Origin of the sequence: Roseateles puraquae (genome assembly GCF_002205845.1) — a bacterium.
Lineage (GTDB): Bacteria > Pseudomonadota > Gammaproteobacteria > Burkholderiales > Burkholderiaceae_C > Pelomonas > Pelomonas puraquae.
On the sequence record NZ_NISI01000007.1, the window covers coordinates 239,355 to 258,203 of the forward strand.

Annotated in this window: 13 protein-coding genes; 6 read left to right on the forward strand and 7 right to left on the reverse strand. The window is 67.8% G+C overall.

All coding sequences use genetic code 11. The features are described from left to right. Position 1: 1 nt before the first annotated feature. The 7 genes from CDO81_RS18300 to CDO81_RS18330 form a co-directional block, all read right to left on the reverse strand. A complete protein-coding gene (locus CDO81_RS18300) occupies positions 2–709 on the reverse strand; it encodes a SapC family protein (RefSeq protein WP_088484665.1) in 708 nt (235 codons plus the stop codon). Then, positions 706–2,238, reverse strand: coding sequence for a tryptophan halogenase family protein (locus tag CDO81_RS18305; RefSeq protein WP_088484666.1), 1,533 nt, complete (start codon positions 2,236–2,238; stop codon positions 706–708). Before CDO81_RS18305 ends, CDO81_RS18300 begins: the two co-directional genes overlap by 4 nt. Before the next feature lie 188 nt (positions 2,239–2,426). Next, positions 2,427–5,420, reverse strand: a complete 2,994-nt coding sequence (locus CDO81_RS18310) for a TonB-dependent receptor (RefSeq protein ID WP_206602129.1) — start codon at positions 5,418–5,420, stop codon at positions 2,427–2,429. A gap of 346 nt (positions 5,421–5,766) precedes the next feature. Then, positions 5,767–6,816, reverse strand: a complete 1,050-nt coding sequence (locus tag CDO81_RS18315; RefSeq protein ID WP_088484667.1) for a LacI family DNA-binding transcriptional regulator — start codon at positions 6,814–6,816, stop codon at positions 5,767–5,769. Positions 6,817–6,877: 61 nt separating this feature from the next. Then, complete coding sequence (locus CDO81_RS18320; protein WP_088484668.1) at positions 6,878–8,017, reverse strand: carbohydrate-binding protein; 1,140 nt, start codon at positions 8,015–8,017, stop codon at positions 6,878–6,880. 180 nt (positions 8,018–8,197) lie between these two features. Continuing rightward, positions 8,198–9,799, reverse strand: a complete 1,602-nt coding sequence (locus CDO81_RS28880; RefSeq protein WP_144397300.1) for a chitinase — start codon at positions 9,797–9,799, stop codon at positions 8,198–8,200. 89 nt (positions 9,800–9,888) lie between these two features. Continuing rightward, complete coding sequence (locus tag CDO81_RS18330) at positions 9,889–11,631, reverse strand: glycosyl hydrolase family 18 protein (RefSeq protein ID WP_088484669.1); 1,743 nt, start codon at positions 11,629–11,631, stop codon at positions 9,889–9,891. A 340-nt stretch (positions 11,632–11,971) separates the two neighbouring features. Here CDO81_RS18330 and CDO81_RS18335 point away from each other — a divergent pair, with 340 nt between their 5' ends. The 6 genes from CDO81_RS18335 (at position 11,972) to CDO81_RS18360 (ending at position 18,849) form a co-directional block, all read left to right on the forward strand. Continuing rightward, a complete protein-coding gene (locus CDO81_RS18335; RefSeq protein ID WP_088484670.1) occupies positions 11,972–13,252 on the forward strand; it encodes an ABC transporter substrate-binding protein in 1,281 nt (426 codons plus the stop codon). A gap of 763 nt (positions 13,253–14,015) precedes the next feature. Continuing rightward, positions 14,016–14,912 carry a carbohydrate ABC transporter permease gene (locus CDO81_RS18340; protein WP_088484671.1) on the forward strand — a complete coding sequence of 299 codons (897 nt, stop codon included), beginning with the start codon at positions 14,016–14,018 and terminating at the stop codon, positions 14,910–14,912. Beyond that, positions 14,909–15,727 carry a carbohydrate ABC transporter permease gene (locus CDO81_RS18345; RefSeq protein WP_088484672.1) on the forward strand — a complete coding sequence of 273 codons (819 nt, stop codon included), beginning with the start codon at positions 14,909–14,911 and terminating at the stop codon, positions 15,725–15,727. The genes CDO81_RS18340 and CDO81_RS18345 overlap by 4 nt, the downstream gene beginning before the upstream one ends. Positions 15,728–15,736: 9 nt before the next feature. After that, positions 15,737–17,068: a GH1 family beta-glucosidase gene (locus CDO81_RS18350; RefSeq protein WP_088484673.1), complete on the forward strand. Its 1,332-nt coding sequence runs from the start codon at positions 15,737–15,739 to the stop codon at positions 17,066–17,068. A 31-nt stretch (positions 17,069–17,099) separates the two neighbouring features. Continuing rightward, a complete protein-coding gene (locus CDO81_RS18355) occupies positions 17,100–17,981 on the forward strand; it encodes a glycoside hydrolase family 16 protein (protein ID WP_088484674.1) in 882 nt (293 codons plus the stop codon). A 79-nt stretch (positions 17,982–18,060) separates the two neighbouring features. Beyond that, positions 18,061–18,849: an EAL domain-containing protein gene (locus tag CDO81_RS18360; RefSeq protein WP_088484788.1), complete on the forward strand. Its 789-nt coding sequence runs from the start codon at positions 18,061–18,063 to the stop codon at positions 18,847–18,849.

The following is an 18,849-nucleotide window of genomic DNA, read 5'->3' on the forward strand; positions in this document are numbered from 1 at the left end:
ATTAACGCCGGCTGGCGCGCTCCAGCAGCACCGGCAGCTGCGCGAGCGAGGCGATCTGCATGTAGATCGGCAGCAGGTGACCTTCGCGCGCCAGCGTCTCCAGCGCCGCGCCGGGCAGGGCGGCCAGGCGCTCCTCGTTGACGGTGAACAGGCCCGTCAGCCGGCCCTGCTCACCGCTGGGGGTCTCGATGTCGATGACGAAGGGCTCCAGCAGCTGGTGGCGGGTCAGCGCCTCGATGAAGACGGGCAGCTGCTGGGCGTGCGCATGCAGGTGTTCCATCAGCTGCACGATGTGGTCGAGGTAGTCGCTGAAGCCGCCATGCGGCATGAAGAGGGCCGTGCCGACCTCGCCTTCGTCCGGCCGCACGATGCGCGGGCTGGCCAGGTCGATGTGCAGCTGCAGCGTGTCGTCCGGCGCGCGGCCGATCATGAAGGGGTCGCGCTGCAGGGCCATGGGCATGACGGGTGCGTCCCAGCCGGTGGGCGTCAGGAAGAGGTTCTGGCCCTCCTCCAGGCCGAACAGCGCGACGGGCTGGAAGCCGGCGTTGCCGTCCACCAGCTGGAAGACGATGGGGAAGTGGGCCTGCAGCTGGCGGAACTCGGCCGGCAGCGCGAGGCAGGACTGGCGTGCGTCGCCATGCGCCGCGGAGCGATCGGTGTGGATGCGCAGATGGCGGTGGGTGACGTTGTCGAGCAGGGCGGGCGTCATGCGTTGGACTGGTGGAGGTGATCGATGAGGGCGCGATGGCCCGGCAGGCCCGGCACGAAGCGGCGTGCCTGCCGGACGGCTTCGTCGAAGCAGGCCTGGGCGGCCTGCAGGCGATCGGCTGGCTGCGTTTGCAGCTCGGGGCGAAACCCCATGCCGTAAAGCACGTATTGGTAGCTGGCGGACGGGAACACCTCGTCGTTGCGGCCGAAGTCATGCCGGGCCGGGGCGCGCAGGCGCCACATCGGCAGCAGCTCGCGCAGCCGCTCGGGCCAGGTGGCGGGGTCGCGGTGGTCGCGCCAGTAGGTGCTGTCGTCGCGCTGGCTGAGCGCGTAATGCAGCTTCAGGAAGTCGATGACGCGGGCCCAGCGGTAGCTGAAGTCGTCGTTGAAGCGGCGGGCCACGGCGTCCATGGTGGCGCGGGTCATCGGCAGTTCGTCGCACAGGCGCTGCACGGAGAGTTCCACCATCGCCAGGGCGGAGGCCTCCAGCGGCTCGATGAAGCCCGAAGCCAGGCCGATGGCGACGCAGTTGCGCACCCAGAAGCGCTCCCGGTAGCCGGGGTCGTAGCGGATCTGCCGCGGGGCGGGGCGGTCGGGCGGCGTGCCGGTCGCGTCGAGATAGGCCTGCAGGGCAGCCTGGGCCTCGTCATCGCTGGCATGCCGGCGCGAGTACACGCAGCCCACACCGCGGCGGCTGGGCAGGCCGATGTCCCAGATCCAGCCCTTGGCCCAGGCGGTGGCGATGGTGCAGGTGGCCAGCGGCGCGTCGGGCTGGGCGTGGGGCACCTGCACCGGCATGGCGGCGTCGTTGAACAGCACGTCGCGCTCGCTCTTCAGGCCCACGCCGAAGTGCTCGCCGATGAGCCGCGCAGACAGGCCCGAGCAGTCGATGAAGAGGTCGCCGGCCAGCGGGCCGTGGGCGCGGGTCTGCAGGGCCGTGATGTCGCCTTCGGCGCTGGTGAGCACAGCATCGACATGGTCGACGACGTGGCGCACGTTCAGCCGCTGTGTGGCGTGCTCGCGCAGCGTCTGGGCGAACAGGCCCGCATCGAAGTGATACGCGTAGTTGGCGACGGCGGCGAAGCCGGGGGTCTGCACCTGCTTGGGAGCACGGCCGGCTTCGCAGACCTGCACCGACGGGCTGACGACGTCCGCGAACGGCCGCTCGGGCTGGGTGGCGAGCCAGGCCTGCACCAGGTCGACATCGCCGTAGCCGACCGGCAGCATGAAGGGGTGGTAGTAGCGATCGCCCTGTGCGCCGGGCGCACCGCGCGACCAGCCGTCAAAGCGTGAGCCCTGCTTGAACGAGACCTGGCAGCGGCGGATGAACTCCGCCTCGTCCAGCCCGATGCGGCGCAGGGTGTCGCGCATCGAGGGCCAGGTGCCTTCGCCCACGCCAATGGTGGGGACGTCGGTGGATTCGATCAGCGTGATGCGCAGATCGCCGTGCTCGGCCGCGAGCAGACCCGCCACCAGCCAGCCCGCCGAGCCGCCGCCCAGCACCACGACTTCACGCACTCTCTCGTTCACGGACGCGCCTCCTGAAAGAAAAAGGGCCGCAGATGCGGCCTCGCCAAGCGGCGAACAAGGGCGGAGCTCCACGCAGGGCAGCACCGCCGAACCAGACTTTGCCTCACAAGGACGCGTCGTTGCGTCCCGACTTTCCTTGACCTCCCCGCGGGAAGGGGGCCGGACGTCACCGGCCCCGAGGCGCGATCTCAGAACTTGTAACGCGCGCCGATCATGATGCGGCGGCCCAGCTGGGTCACCGCGCCGATCTGGTTCTCGTTGCGCAGGTGGGTGCGCGTGTACTGGTCGGTCAGGTTGATGGCCTCGAACTGCAGGCGCAGGTTCTTGTCGAAGTTGTAGCCGACGCTCAGGTCGAACTGGCCATAGGGCTCGACGTACAGCGGCTGGGCGCCTTCGACGCCGCCGTAGTTGGCGGCCAGGAACTTGCCGCGCCAGTTGTAGGCCAGGCGGGTGGTCCAGGTCTCGTTCTCGTAGAAGCCCACCAGGTTGCCCGAGTCGCCCAGGCCGACCAGCACGTTGGTCTGGGCGCCGGCCTTGTTGTTGTCGTAGCTCAGGTTGGAGCGGACCTTGGTGAAGTTGGCCGACACGCCGAAGCCGGTGTTGCCGAAGATGTGCTGGGCGTTGAGCTCGATGCCGTTGAGCTTGCTGGTGCGCTCGTTGTTCTGGAAGGTGCCCATCTGGAACACCAGCAGCGGATCGGTCGGCTGGGCCGTGATGATCTTGTTGGCCGCGTCCACGCCAGGCTGGCCGGCGAAGTTGGCGAAGATGTAGTCGCGGATGCAACCCGAATCATTCGCCGCGCACTTGCCCAGCTGCACTGCCTTCTGGAAGTAGCCACCGCCAATCGGCGTGGTGATGCCGGCGATCGTCTGCGGGGTGATGACGGCTTCGTTGTAGTCCTTCAGCGACTTGCGGAAGTAGCTCGCCGCGACGTAGCTGCTCTTGGCGTAGTAGTACTCGCTGGAGAAGTCGAGGTTGTTGGACTGCAGCGGCTTCAGGTCGGGGTTGCCCACGGAGCCCGAACCACCGTCGATGCGCGCCAGGCCGTTGAGCGTGCGACCGCCCTGGATGGCGTTCCAGCCCGGGCGACCGATGGTCTTGCCGTAGCTGGCGCGCACCTTCCAGTCGGCGCTCAGGTCAGCGCTCCAGTCGATGGAGGGCAGGGCGTAGCCGTACTTGCCGTCACGCGAGGCGTTGGTGGTGCCGTTGAAGGTGATCGGAATCTCATTGGCCGAGACCCAGCGCACGGTCGAGGGCACGGATTCGACGCTGGGCGAATGCACCTTGGTGCGCTCGTAGCGCAGGCCGGCCGAGAGGTCCATCGGCACGCCCCAGTCCCAGGCCAGGTTGTACTGGCCGAACAGGGCCTGGGACTTTTCCGTGGTGCGGTAGTCGTCGGTGAAGTTGAACGAGGCCTTCAGCAGCGAGTCCGAACCCAGCGCCTTGATGGCCGCGGCACGCAGGTCCTCGAAGTTGAAATAGAAGAACTGGTTGAACAGCCGCGGGTCGTTGGAGCCCGGGATGCGGCTGAAGTACTTGCTGATGGAGTCGACCTTCCAGATGTCATCCGGCATGGCCGACGGGCCGCCGGCGGCGCCGCCACCCCAGGTGTCGCGCTGCACGTTGGCGAAGGCCGAGCGGTTCTTGACTTCGGTCAGCGAGAGGCCGAAGTCCAGGCTGCTGTCGGCGTCGATCTTCCAGTTGCCCTTGGTCTGGATCTGGTTGACCTCGTTCTTCTGGTAGCTGTTGCCGAACACCGAGCCCTGCAGCTCCATCAGCTTGGGGTCCAGCGTGGTGCCCTTGATGTTGAGCACGGGGAACTTGTTGCTGAAGTCGACGTAGGTGTCGTTGCGGTTCAGCGAGGCCGTGCCCAGGGTCACGCTCGTGCCCAGAGGGTCGTTGGCGCCCGAGGTGGCGGTGGCGTGGTGGGCGTCGAAGTCGAAGTTCAGCGCATCGGTGGCCTTCCACTTCAGGTTCAGGCCGATCTGCTGGTTCTTGTTCTTGGTCTGGATGCGCGAGGCGCCCATGGCCAGGTCGGAGTTGGTCATGCGCTCGCCGTAGATGATGGGCGAGGAGGGCGAGCCCTGCTGGTATTCACCGAACTGCCCGCCGTAGTTGAACCAGGCGGAGATGTCGTTGCGGCGCTGGCGGAACTTCTGCTCCGACATGATGAAGTCCAGCGTGCCGACCACGTCCTTGACCGGGCGCATCTGCAGCACGAGCTGGCCGTTCAGGCGCTCGCGGTGCACGCCGGTGAACGAGTAGTTCATGTTCTGCGGCACGCTGTAGATGGAGTTGGCGGTCGGGCGGTTCTTGATGTCGCCCGACGAGGCCGGCGGCAGGCCGCCCCAGACGGCGTTGCTGCCGCTCCAGTCGTTGTCCTTGATGCCGTCGAAGGTCTTCCAGCCGCTGCTGACGTTGGCCTGCGAGTAGCCGGAGTCGCGCACCTGGTAGGTGCCCATCAGCGCAATGCCGAACATGCCGTCGTTGCTTTGCGTGCTGTAGATGCCGCTCAGCTCGGGCGTGGCGTTCTTGCCCTGCTCCTCGCCGGGCAGGCGGCGGGCCGACTGGTCGCTGACCAGCTTGACGCCGACCTGGGCGATGGTGTCCTTGATGTCGAACGGGCGCTGGGTGCGCACATTGATGGTGGCACCCATGCCGCCGGTGGGGCTGCTGGCGCGGCTGGTCTTGTAGACCTCCAGCGCAGCGACGCCGTCGGAGGCGAGGTTGGAGAAGTCGAACGAGCGCGAGCTCGGGGCGCTGCCGTCGATGCTGGAGGCCGGCATCTGGCGGCCGTTGAGCAGCACGAGGTTGAAGTCCGGGCCCATGCCGCGCACGGTCACGCGGGTGCCTTCGCCGTTGCTGCGGTCGATGGACACGCCGGAGATGCGGCTCAGCGACTCAGCGAGGTTGGTGTCGGGGAACTTGCCGATGTCCTCGGCCACGATGCCGTCCACCAGGCCGGACGACGAGCGCTTGAGGTTGACCGACGTCTCCAGCGATTTGCGGATGCCGGTGACGACGACGGTTTCCAGCTGCGTCGTGCTGGCCAGCGCCTGCGGCACCGAGGTGCTGGGCGTGGGGCCCGCATTGGGTTGCTGGGCCTGGGCGGCGCCCATGCACAGCAGGCCGCTTGCGGCGGCCAGGGTCGTGAGGCGAAGGGCAGGGCGAAGCTGTCTCATTCACTTGTCTCCAGAGTTGTGATCTTGTCGTGCGCTCGGTGATGAGCTGAAAGCGCTTTCAAGAATAAGCGATTGGAAGCGCTTTCAACCTAGGCAACACCCTCGGTGTGCGGTGTGCCTGCAACGGCGGGTGCCGTGCGTGCCGTGCCGCTTCGGGCGTGCGATGTGATCGCTCCCATGGGGGAAATCAGCTGTCGCGTCCCGAACTCGGAACATGCCAGGTTGAAAAGCTGCCGCTCGCGATCGCGATGAAAGCGCTTTCATTTGATGATGATGCCGGACCTGCCGGGCGGCCACATGGTTTACCCGTGCCGCGCAACAGTCCCCACGTCGGGGCGGGCGGACCTCAGCGCGGCAGGCGCCGCGTGCTCTCGCGCACCACCAGCTCGGGCGCCGGGAGTTGGGCCTTGGGCTGACCGCCGCGCAGCATCTCCAGCATGGCCGTGGCTGCCTCGACACCGATCTCGTACACCGACTGGCGCACCGTGGTCAGCGGCGGCATGGCGTAGCGCGCCATGATGAGGTCGTCGAAGCCGACGAGGGAGACATCGTCCGGCACGCGCACGTTGCGCCGGTGCAGGCCCAGGCAGGCGCCGATGGCCATCTGGTCGTTGGAGGCGAACAGCGCCGTGAAGTGCATGTCCCGCTCCAGCAGCCGGGTGACCGACAACATGCCGCCGGCCTCGGTGTAGTCGCTCTGCACGATGAGCTGCGGGTCCACCGGGATGCCGGCGGCGGCGAGGGCCTCGAAGTAGCCGTTCTGCCGTTCGACCGCGTCGTCGTGCATCAGGTCGCCGGCGATGAAGGCGATGCGCCGATGGCCCTGCTCGATGAGATGCTGCGTGGCCAGGCGGGCACCCTCGCGGTTGTCGAAGCTGAAGCTGAAAAGCTGCGGCCCCGACAGCTGCCGGCCCACGACCACCATGGGCAGCGCGTCCGACACTCGGCTGAGTTCGTCGTCCGACAGCCGGCCGGCCAGCACGATGACACCGTCCACCCGGCGCGACAGCAGGGTCTCGATGGCCTTGCGCTCGTCGTCCTCATGCCAGTTGCCTGACACGAACAGCGGTACATAGCCGGCGCGTTCGAGCTCGCGCTCGATGCCGAGCAGGGCCTCGCCATAAAACGGGCTGGAGATGATCTGCGTGACCACACCCACGCTGAGCGTGCGGCCGCCGGCCAGCCCGCGCGCGACCGGGTTGGGCCGGAAGCCCAGGTCGCGGATGGCGGCCTGCACCGCATCCTTCTTGGCCTGGCTGACAGCCGCCGTGCCGTTGAGGATGCGTGAGACCGTGCTGGGCGAGACGCCCGCGGCTTCAGCCACCTGCTCCAGCGTGACGACGCCCTCGGGGCGGCTGGGGAGCGCTTTCTTGGCGGGCAGGTTCTTGTTGTTCATCGGCGGCAGGCGGTCGAAGCCACGAGTTTAGGCGCGGCCTCGTGCCGCCCCGCCGCGCACGTCACAACTTGGTGAAGCGGATCCAGTTCAGGTTCCAGCCGCCCTTGGGCGCGAACACGCCGACGTTGTAGGTGCCGGCATTGATGTTCACGGTGTGCGAGACGGTCGTCCAGTTCTGCCAGCCGCCCGTGGCTGGCACGCCGAGCTGGCCGAGCTGGATGCTGCCGGCGTTCAGGTCCAGCGACAGCGTGCCGCCGCTCGGGCTGGCCACGCGGTACTCGACCCGGTAGCTGCCGCTGCTGGGGAAGGTGATGCTGTTGTAGGCCATCCAGTCGTTGGTATCGATCCAGCCGACGTTCAGGCCGCCTTCGGTGCAGGCCTCGGTCTGCACGCCGGCCTGCGCGCTGAAGGCCTCGGCTTCGATCTGGCGCGACCAGGTCGGGGCGTAGACGCGCACGTAGTCCACATACATGCGCGCCGGCAGCGCCGCGTTGTTGACGTTGAAGCCCGGCCAGTTGCCGCCGACCGCGAAGTTCAGCAGCAGGAAGAAGTCCTTCTGGAACTCGTCCGTGCCGTTCACGCCGTTGGCGATGTTGACCTCGTGGTACTTGTTGCCGTCGACGAACCAGCGGATGGTGTTGGTGTCCCACTCCACGGCATACACATGCCAGTCGGTCACGGTGGTGGCGGTGTTGCCGCCGTACTGGGCATAGGCGCCGGTGTGGTCTTGCCAGTGGATGGTGCCGTAGACCTTGTTCTCGTCGTTGACGTGCTCCATGACGTCGATCTCGCCGGAGGCGGGCCAGCCGACCTGGGGCAGGTTGGCGCCCAGCATCCAGAACGCCGGCCAGGCGCCCAGGAAGGACGGCAGCTTCATTCGTGCCTCGATGCGGCCGAAGCGGAAGGTCTTCAGGCCTTGCGTCTTCATGCGCGCCGAGGTGTAGGACGCGCCGCCGAAGTTCTCGCGCTTGGCGGTGATGACGAGCGCCCCGTTCTCGACGGTGGCGTTCTCGCGGCGGTAGTACTGCAGCTCGTTGTTGCCCCAGCCGCCGGCACCAGTCTCGAAGACCCAGTTCGGGCCGATGCTGCCGTTGAATTCGTCGCTCCAGACGAGCTGCCACGACTGGGCTTGCGCCAGACCGGCGGCGGCCATCACGAGGCCGGCCAGGGCCGGGCGGATCAGGGATCGGAAGAGGCTCATGAGGTGTCTCCAACTGTGAGGTGACCATCGCCTGTGTCGGCAATGTGAAAGCGCTTTCAGTGCGCGCTGCAGTGTGGCCTTCACGGCCTCGCGCGTGCAATGGGGCGCTGTGGCCGAAGGCGGGGACGGGTGAACCCTGGGGCCGGCAGCCGCCGCCGAAGCGGCCACCGGCGTGTTCGATCAAGGCAGGGCGTTCAGGGCGTTGCGCACGCCACGTGAAAAGGCCAGGCCGTCCTTGCGGTCCCAGTTGATCGACCAGGTCATCACGCCGCGCAGCGTCGGGTAGGCTGCCAGCGGCTTGATCGCGCCGCACTGCGTCAAGCGCGTCAGGCAGTTCAGCGCCGCGGTGATGTTCGCCAGGCTCGCCTGCCCGCTGTTGGCTGACGACGGGCCGGACGGCAGGCCGAAGGCCACCTGGTCGGGTCGCAGGCCCCGGAACACGTAGGGGCCGCTGCCGTTGTTGGTGGTGAAGCCCTCGATCAGCATGCGGCTGGCGGCCACCAGCAGGTCGACGCTGCCCTCGGCCAGGCCGGAGGTGGCGTAGGGCGCGTAGAGCGCACCGTTGTTGTAGTACTGCACGTGCAGCACGTTGAGCTCGTCGCGCAGGCCGTCGATGAGAGGCAGGTAAGCACCCCAGATGCCGCCGTAGGCGACGTAGCCGCCCTGCACGTAGGGGTGCTCCGGGGCCATCGACAGGTAGAAGCCGCTGCCCAGCCGCGCCTTGAGCTGCTTCACGGCCGTGACGAGGTTGGCCACCACAGGTGCGCCTGAGGTGACGCCGGCGCCGCTTTCCAGGTCGATGTCGATGCCGTCGAACCCGTACTTGCGCAGGATGGCCTCGACGCTGTTGACGAAGTTGGCCACCTGGGTCGCGTTGGTCAGCGTGACCGTGCCGTTCTGCCCACCGAAGGACAGCACCACCTTGCGGCCCTTGGCGCGCGCCGCAGCGATGTCGGCGATGAAGCGCGCTTCGCCGCCCGAGCCGCCGTCGAGGTTGAACACGATGTTGCCGTTGCCGCCGTCATCGGCAAACGCGACCACGATGACGTCGTAGTCCGCCGAGACCTCGCTGAGCGGGAAGGTCGGGCCCGACGGGTTGGTGAAGTTGTGCCAATAGCCGATGAGCTGGTGCTTGCCAGGCGACGGAGAGGGCGACGGCGATGGAGAAGGCGAAGGAGACGGCGAAGGCGATGGGGTGGGCGCCGGTGTCGGTGCGGGCGATGGCGCCGGGCTTGGCGACGGACTCGGGGCCGGGCCGGGCGAAGGTGCCCCGCTGCAGGCGCCCTGCGAGCTCCAGGGCTGGCCGCTGCCGGCCGGGCCGCTGCTGGTGGCCGGGTCATTGCCCTGCGTCCACCAGTTGGCTTTGTAGTTGGTGCTGGCCTTGCTGGCGATCTGCCCGCCGTTGTAGGCCGTGCTGCTGGACCAGGGTGCGGCGCAGGTCCCGCTTGCCGGTGGCGAAGGCGTGGGCGTGGGGCTGGGTGACGGCGACGGCGACGGTATTGGCGATGGCGATGGCGATGGCGAGGGTGCCGTGCCGGTCGCCGGGCCGAGATCCGTCCACAGCGACGCATTCGCCGGGTTCCAGCCGGTGCTGGCGTAGTCGGTCTGGTTGACGGTGGCGCGGTAGAGCCGGCCGTTGAACGTCACGACCATGCCGGCCGTGTAGTAGGTGTCGGGCTGCCAGGCCGCATAGGTCTGGGCGAGGGCGGGCTCGGCCAGCAGCAGGGCGCCGGCGAGCAGCCAGGGGCTGGCCGCGCGCGGCGGGCGTGGGCGCGAAATCATGGGCTTCTCCGGGTTGATCGAAAAGGCCGCCGCACCCCATCGGGGCGCGGCGGCAAAAGGGGCCCGACGCGGTCAGGCCCGAGGAGACATCACTTCCAGGGCGCGTTCTGCAGCGCCGGGTCGTCCACCAGATTCAGCAGGCCGGCCGCCTTCTTCCCGATGCTGCCGGGCGAGGCCAGCGGTGCGCTGCCGCAGCTGCCGCTGGCGGTCTTCAGGGCCTGCCACAGCATGGCGCCGTCGCGCGGGTTGCGGTTGGCCAGCGTGCTGGTTGTCACCGCGTTCAGGTAGCGCTCCACCGAGTAGGGCTGGTTGATGTTGGCGCCATAGCTGTTCTGCAGGATGACCGAGCCGGTGCATTGCGCGTCGGCGTTGTTCACCACCAGCTGCCCGCCGGCCCAGCCTTCGGGTGCGGTCTCGAAGCCGATGGACACGATAGTGCTGCTCGGGAAGAGTTGCCGGTACTGCTTCCAGGCCGTGACGCCGTCGTAGTGCTCGAAGCGGGCGTCGTAGCTCATGATGTTCACGAGGTTGAAGGCCGTCTTCATCGCCGGGTCGCTGTTGACCAGCTGGCGCTCGAGCCCCGCCTTGCCGCCCCAGTAGCTCACGCCCACACCGGCGCACTGTGGGTCGTTGGCCGTGGCGCCGGTGCAGTCGGCGCCGGTGGACCAGGCAGCCACCGTCAGGATGCGCCCGCCGCCCGCCAGATCGACCGCCTTGCGCATCGCCTTCACGGCGCCGGCATAGCCGTCCAGGCCTTCGATCTCGTAGTCGACGTCCAGCCCGTCGAAGCCGACATCTTTCATGATGTTGGCCAGCGCGGTGATGGTGGGGCCGCTGCCGGCATGGCCTTCGGCCGAGAGCGTGCTCCAGCTGTTGTAGGTGGCGCCGCCCACCGCCAGGATGACCTTGATGTTGCGGGCGTGCAGCACGTCGATCGCGGCCTTGATGTCCGACGGCCGGCCGTTGAAGTTGATGCCCGTGCCCGACCAGTTGTTGGCCGCCATGCCGCCCCAGCTGAAGTTGGGCTGCGCGAAAGCCGCCACCACGTGCGTGTAGTTGGCCGGGATGCGCGCGAAGTTGCTGGCCTGGAACACCTGGTTGAGCGTCTTGCCACTGGCATCGAACCAGTTGTCGCTCCAGCTCGGGTAGTAGACCGTGTAGGCCCGGCCGTTCTGGTTGGCCGACTTGGCGGCCGGGTCGCTCAGGCCCGGGGCCGGCGCGGGCGAGGGGGCCGGGCTGGGAGAAGGGCTGGGAGAAGGACTCGGTGAGGGACTCGGTGAGGGGCTCGGCGAGGGAGAGGGCGATGGCGACGGGCTGGTCGTGCAGGCCCCCTGCGATGTCCAGGGCTGGCCGCTGCCGGTCGGGCCGCTGCTGGTGGCGGGGTCATTGCCCTGCGTCCACCAGTTGGCCTTGTAGTTGATGCTGGCCTTGCTCGCGATCTGGCCGCCGTTGTAGGCCGTGCTGCTCGACCAGGCGGCAGCGCAGGTGCCGCTCGGGGTCGGGGAGGGCGTGGGCGATGGGCTCGGAGAGGGCGTCGGCGACGGGGTGGGTGAGGGGCTGGGTGAGGGCGTCGGGGCGGTGCCCGACACCGGGCCGAGGTCGGTCCACAGCGAAGCGTTGGTGGGGTTCCAGCCCGTGCTGGCGTAGTCGGTCTGGTTGACGGTGGCGCGGTAGAGGCGGCCGTTGTAGGTCACGACCGTGCCGGCCGTGTAGTAGACGTCGGGCGCCCAGGCGGGCGTGGTCTGGGCGGCGGCCGTGAGGGCGAAAGCGGCGGCGGAGATGGCCGCCAGGCGGCGCAACTGATGCGTCGGGATGCGGGAGAGTTGCTTCATGGGTCGGTCCTGTACAGGGCGAGGGCTCGTGAAAAGGCCGAGGCGCCCGGTCTTCGATCGGGGCACCTCTGCCGCGGCGGGCCCGCCGCTCCGTGCGGGCTCTTCGAGCTGGCTTCAACTGGTATGCATCCAGTTTGCGACTGCTACCACCTCTTAGATACCACTTTGCAAACCAGTCGCCGTGCCGTCACCGGGGAAAACCCAGGGATCGGGTGACAAAACGTTGCGGCGCCTCGGGGCGAAAGGGGGTTGGCGCCTTCGCGGTGCGAGGGGCCTAGGGTTTGTGCTGCTGGGGTGCCTGCCGCCATGAAGCACAATCTTGAAAGCGCTTTCAAGACCCATGCCCGACTCGTCCGCCTTCTCTCGTCGACACCTCCTGGCCGTTGCCCTTGGCGGCGCGGCGGCCAGCGCTGCCGGCCCGGCGCAGGCCCGGTCGACCGAGCCCTTGACCGTGGCGGCCTTCCCGCTGGTCGATGTCATCGCCCAGGACGTGATCAAGGGCTGGGCCACGCGCCACCCCGAGGTGCGCGCCCAGGTCATCAGCCGCCAGTACGACGACCACCACACCGCCATGACCACGGCGCTGTCCACGTCCGGCCACCTGCCCGACGTGATTGCGCTGGAAACGAGCTATCTGGGTCGCTTCTCGCTGGGCACGGGCCTGGAAGACCTGTCGGCGCCGGCCTATGGCGCGGATCGTTTCAAGGACCGCTTCGTTCCCTTCGCGTTCGAGACAGGTCGCAACCGCGACGGGCGCGTGGTGGCCATGCCCACCGACATCGGGCCGGGCTCGCTCTTCTACCGTGCCGACCTGCTCGCCCAGGCCGGGCTCAAGGAGGCGGATTTGACCGCCTCCTGGGACAGCTATGTACAGGCCGGCCAGCAACTCAAGGCCCGCACGGGGGCTTACCTGATCGGTGACGTGCGGCTGTTGAAGGACATCGTGCTGCGCGCCGGCACGCCGGCTGGCGAGAACATCTTCTTCGACCGCCAGCAGCGCGCCCAGGTCACCACGCCGCGCTTCGTGCGGGCGTTCGAGCTCGCGCAGAAGGTGCGCCGCCTGGGCCTGGATGCGCGCGTGGAGGTGTGGTTCAACGACTGGGCCGAGATGCTCAAGCGCGGCCGCCTGGCCACTGAGATCTCGGGCGGCTGGATGGCTGGCCAGATGGCCAACTGGGTCGCCCCCGGCACCGCGGGCAAATGGCGCGTGGCGCAGCTGCCCGAGAACACCTTCTGTGCCTACGGCGGCACCTACTACGCCATCCCGCGGCGCTCGGACCCGGCGAAGAAGGCCCTGGCCTGGCAGCTCATCCAGGAGCTCACGCTGGACCGCCAACGCCAGCTCGACGCCTTCCGCTCGCAGGATGCCTTCCCGGCGTTGCTCGCCGCGCAGGATGACGCCTTCTTCGACCAGCCCGTGCCCTTCCTCGGAGGTCAGCCAGCCCGGCTTCTGTGGCGCGACGCGGCACGCCGCATTCCGGTGATGCCGGTGCACAAGCAGCAGAAGTTCGCCGACGAAGTCGTCAATGCCGAGCTCGACAACGTGCTGGAGTACGGCAAGCCGATCGAGCGGGCGTTGGCGGATGCGCAGGCGTTGTTGGTTCACAGGGCGAACCGGTGATGGCGGACTTTTTCGGTGAACCCACTAGGGTGCCTTTGCTGCGAGCCTTTCGACTCGACGCACCGTGCCGGGAGTTCTGCCTTTGCGCTTGCAAGCGCAAAGGCCTTCGCCAGGCACAAGACAGTCCGCAGTGGACTGTCTTGTGTCCGGGCTCAGCCCCGGCGGGCGACCTACTTTTTGAGCGACCAAAAAGTAGGCAAAAAGTCGCCCCCCGACCCGCCCGGCCTTTCGCTTCGCTCTGGCTTCCCTGCGCTGCTCAGGCCTTGAGGGCCTGCGCAAAACTCGCTTCGCTACGCTGCGCTCAAACAGTTGCGCGGAGTCAGAGCCTGAAGCGCGCTGCGCGCGCGCCCTCAAGTCTTTGCGCTGCTCGGCGGGCTCAAGGGGGGACAGCAGAAACAGCCGGCGCCAGCCGGCTGATGCGTATGGCTGTTGGCTGTTTCGGCTGTTCTGGGCTTCCCCTTCTAAACCGCCGAGAAGCGCAGCAACCCAGGGCGCGCGCGAAGCGCGCATCAACCTCTGACTTCGCGCCCCTTTGTCTGAGCGTAGTGAGCGCAGCGAACGAAGCGAGTTGGGCGCGGCCCAGGGTTGCGAGCATCGCAGGGAACCCACCCGCAGGGTGGGCGGTTTTGCAGGGGCCGCTCTTTGCCTACTTTCTGGCGGGCCAGAAAGTAGGTCGCCCGCCGGGGCGAACTCCCGGCACCGACCGTGCCACCAAGCCCACGCCACAACAAGCACGCCTGGCGGGCAACAACGAGGCCCACGCATGACCCTGCGCATCCCCAACCACTGGGCCCCCTACCTCCTGATCAGCCCCTTCCTGATCCTCTTCGCCGTCTTCGGCCTCTTCCCCCTGCTGTTCTCCCTCTGGCTGGCCTTCCAATCGTGGGAGCCCACCAGCGGCATCGAGGCCATGCGCTTCGTGGGGCTGGACAACTTCGTGTTCGCCCTGACCGACGGCTGGTTCTGGAAGTCGCTGCGCAACACGCTGTGGCTGGCCATCGCCTCCGGTGTGCCGCAGCACCTGGTGGCGCTGCCGCTGGCGGTGTTCCTGCACCGGTCTTTCGGGCGCTGGCGTGGCCTGGTGTCGGGCGCCTACTTCCTGCCCTACATCACCTCCACCGTGGCGATCGCGATGCTGTTCGGCTCGCTCTTCTCCACCGACTACGGCCTGGTCAACCAGGCCTTGCATGCGCTCTTCGGCATGGAGCACATCCACTGGCTGCGCTCGCCCGAGGCCATCAAGCCGGCGGTGGCGCTGGTGGTGTTCTGGCGCTACGTGGGCTTCAACCTCGTGCTGTACCTGGCCGCGCTGCAGACCATCCCGCAAGACCTCTACCAGGCGGCCAAGCTCGATGGTGCCGGCCCCTGGCAGCAGTTCCTGCGCATCACGCTGCCGGGCTTGAAACCCATGATCCTGTTCGGCGTGACGCTGTCGGTCATCGGCGGCCTCCAGCTCTTCGAGGAACCCTTCATCCTGACCAACGGCAAGGGCGGTGCCGACCAGCAGGCCATGACGGTGGGCATCTACCTCTACCGCCTGGCGTTCGACTTCAGCGACTTCGGTGCGGCCAGTGCGCTGGCCTGGATCATGTTCGGCGTCATCGCGCTGCTGACCTGGCTCACGAACAAGGCGTTTGCAGAAAGGCAGGCCCAGTCATGAAGCCCGCGCCCAAGCTGCTCGCCTACGCCCTTGTGGGCATCGGTGCCCTCATCATGCTGGCGCCGTTCTATTTCATGTTCGTGTTCGCCACCCAGTCGCGCACCGACATCTTCAACGTGCCGCCGCCGCTGTGGTTCAGTGGTGAGCTGCTCAATAACCTGAAAGTGCTGACCACGCGGCTGCCGTTCTGGAAGAACGTCGGCTGGAGCCTGTATGTCGGCCTCATGTCCACGGCGCTCACGCTGCTCTTCTGCTCCATGGCCGGCTATGCCTTCGCGATGCTGGAGTTCCGCTTCAAGAAAGCGCTGTTCGCCCTCGTCATGGCCACCATGATGGTGCCGGCCTTCATGAACATGATCCCGATGTTCATGGTGATGGACACCCTCGGCTGGATCGACACCCACCGCGCGCTGTACCTGCCCGGCGCGGCCAGCGCCTTCGGCATCTTCCTGATGCGCCAGTTCGCCGCCAGCACGGTGCCCAAGGAGCTGCTCAATGCCGCGCGCATCGACGGCGCCAGCGAGCTGGGCATCTACTGGCGCATCGCGCTGCCGCTGATGAAGCCCGCTCTCGGCACGCTGGGCCTGATCACCTTTATCAGTTCATGGAACAACTTCATGAACCCGCTGATCGTCATGCGCACGGCGGACAACTACACGCTGCCCCTGGCCTTGCGCAGCCTCTTCAGCACGACCAGCACCGAATGGGGCGCGCTGATGGCGGGGTCTGCCATTGCCACGCTGCCCCTCATCGTTCTCTTCGTCATCTCCTCGCGCCAGCTGATCGCAGGCCTCACCGCCGGCGCCGTCAAGTAAGAAGCCTCCATGAATCCTTTGCACCGCCAGTTCCCCGCCGATTTCGTCTGGGGCGTGGCCACCAGCAGTTTCCAGATCGAAGGCGCCGCCCATGAAGACGGCAAAGGCGAGTCCATCTGGGACCGCTTCTGCAAGCAGCCCGGCGCCATCGCCGACGCGAGCAATGGCGACGTCGCCTGCGACCACTTTCATCGCCTGGACAGCGACCTCGACCTGATTGCCTCGCTGGGCGTGAACGCTTACCGCTTCTCCATCGCCTGGCCGCGGGTGCAGGCCCTCGGCCACGGTGAGTTCAACCCGCGCGGGCTGGATTTCTACGAGCGCCTGGTCGATGGCCTGCGCCAGCGTGGCATCCAGGCCTGGGCCACGCTCAACCACTGGGACCTGCCTCAGGGGCTGCAAGACCGCGGCGGCTGGAACGACCGCGACACGGTGCACCGCTTCGTCGACTACGCCCGCCATGTGCAGGCCCGCCTGGGCGACCGCCTGCACGGCATCACCACCCACAACGAGCCCTGGGTGATCGCCACGCTGGGCCACGACCAGGGCAACTTCGCGCCCGGCATCAAGAGCCGCAAGATCGCCGCCCAGGTGTCGCACCACCTGCTGCTCAGCCACGGGCTGGCCATGCAGTCGCTGCGTGCCGATGGCGCCAAGAGCCAGCTCGGCATCGTGCTGAACCTGTCGTCCACCGTGCCCGCCACCGCCATGCCGGCCGACATCGCCGCCGCCGACCTGGCTGACTCGCGCAGCCGCCGCTGGTACGCGGACCCGCTCTTCAAGGGGCACTACCCCGCCGACGTGCTGGCTGAACTGGGCGCCGATGCGCCCATCGTGCAGGCCGGCGACATGGCAGCCATCGCGCAGCCGATGGACTACCTGGGCATCAACTACTACACCCGCAGCGTCATCGCCGCCAGCGGTGAGGACTGGAATGCCAAGGGCCGCGGCCTGCCGGTCTCCGACATGGACTGGGAGATCTACCCCCGCGGCCTGACCGACCTGCTGGTGCAGATGCACCGCGACTACCCGGCGCTGCCGCCGGTCTACATCACCGAAAACGGCGGCGCCTTCAAGGACGACGCGCTGGCTCAGGGCCGCGTGCAGGATGACGACCGCATCGCCTACCTGCGCGAGCACATCGCCGCCGTGGCTCGCGCCATGCAGCAGGGCGTGCCCATGGCCGGCTACATGGTCTGGAGCCTGATGGACAACTTCGAGTGGGCCAGCGGTTACCTCAAGCGCTTCGGTATCGTGCATGTCGACTACGCCACCCAGGCCCGCACGCCCAAGGCCAGCGCCGAGTGGTACCGCCAGTTCCTGCGGGACTGGCGCGGTTGAATCCCGAACTTCACAACAACACGGAGACTCCATGACCCCCAACACCCTGCGCCGCTGGCGCCATGCCTTGCCCGTGATCGCGGCCGTGCTGACGGCCTGCGGCGGCGGTGGCGGCACCGCCACCGCCGCCCCGGCCTCTACGCCCGCGGCTGCCACGACCTGGAAGCTCGTCTGGAGCGACGAGTTTGACGGCGCGGCCGGCACGGTGCCCAAGGCCGCCAACTGGAACTACGACCTCGGCAACGCCGAGAACAGCGGCTGGGGCAACCACGAGCTGCAGTACTACACCAGCAATGCCCGCAATGCCCAGCACGACGGCAACGGCATGCTCGTCATCACCGCCGAGAAGGCCAGCAACCCGGGCCCCTGCTGGAACGGCAAGCCCTGCGACTACACCTCGGCACGCATCCACAGCAACGGCAAGGCCAGCTTCACCTACGGCAAGGTCGAGGCGCGCATGAAGCTGCCGGCTGGCGCCGGCATCTGGCCCGCCTTCTGGGCCCTGGGCACTGACCTCGCCACCGCCGGCTGGCCCAAGTCCGGCGAGATCGACATCATGGAATTCGTCGGCAAGACGCCCAACACCGTCTACGGCACCCTGCACGGCCCGGGCTACTCCGGCGCCCAGGGCATCAACAAGCCGTTCGACATGGGTGCACCCGTCTCGGCCGACTTTCACACGTACACCATCATCAAGCGGCCCAACGAGATCATCTGGCAGGTCGACGGCAAGGAATACCACCGCCTGACGCCGGCCATGCTGCCGGCGGGCGGCACCTGGGTGTTCGAGAAGCCGTTCTTCGTCATCCTCAACCTGGCGGTCGGAGGCGACTGGCCCGGGGCGCCGGATGCCGCCACCGCCTTCCCCGCGCAGATGCAGGTCGACTGGGTGCGCATCTACCAGGAGAACTGAGCGGCGACGGCCGTGGGCGCTGTGGTAACAATGCAGGGTCACCTCTGCATTGGGCCGCATGCCGCTCGACCGCCCCGCCATGTCCACCCGCTCCTTTCCTTCGCTGTTCACACCGCTGGACGGCACGCCTGAAGACTGCGAGTCCTGCGCCCGCGGCGAGCGGCTCGGCTTCCTGTTCGACTTTGCCTACCAGCCCATCGTCGACCTGGCCCGCCGCAGCGTCTTTGCGCATGAGGCCCTGGTACGAGGCCCGGCGGGTGAGCCGGCGGGTGTGGTGCTGGCCCAGGTCAACGAGGCCAACCGCTACCGCTTTGACCAGAGCTGCCGCGTCAAGGCCATCAAGGGCGCGGCTGAGCTGGGTCTCGCGGAGCGGCTGTCCATCAACTTCCTGCCCAACGCCATCTACCGGCCGGAGATCTGCATCCGCACGACGCTGGAGGCTGCCCGCGCGCATGGGTTCCCGCTGGAGCGCATCATCTTCGAGGTGACCGAGGGCGAGCGCGTGGAGGACGGCCCCTGGTTTGCATCCATCCTGCGCGAGTACAAGCGGGTGGGCTTCCTGACGGCGATCGACGACTTCGGCGCCGGCTATGCCGGCCTGAAGCTGCTGGCCGACTTCCAGCCGGACCTCATCAAGCTCGACATGGACCTCGTGCGCCACATCGACGCTGATGCGGCACGCCGGCTCATCGTCCAGCACCTGGTGCGCCTGTGCGCCGACCTGCGCATCGCCGTCATCGCCGAGGGTGTGGAGACGCCGGCCGAGCGCAACGCGCTGCTCGATCTGGGCATCACGCTGATGCAGGGCTACCTGTTCGCACGCCCCTCGCAGGGCGCGGCCGCGACCGTGGCCTGGGCGGCGGCCTGA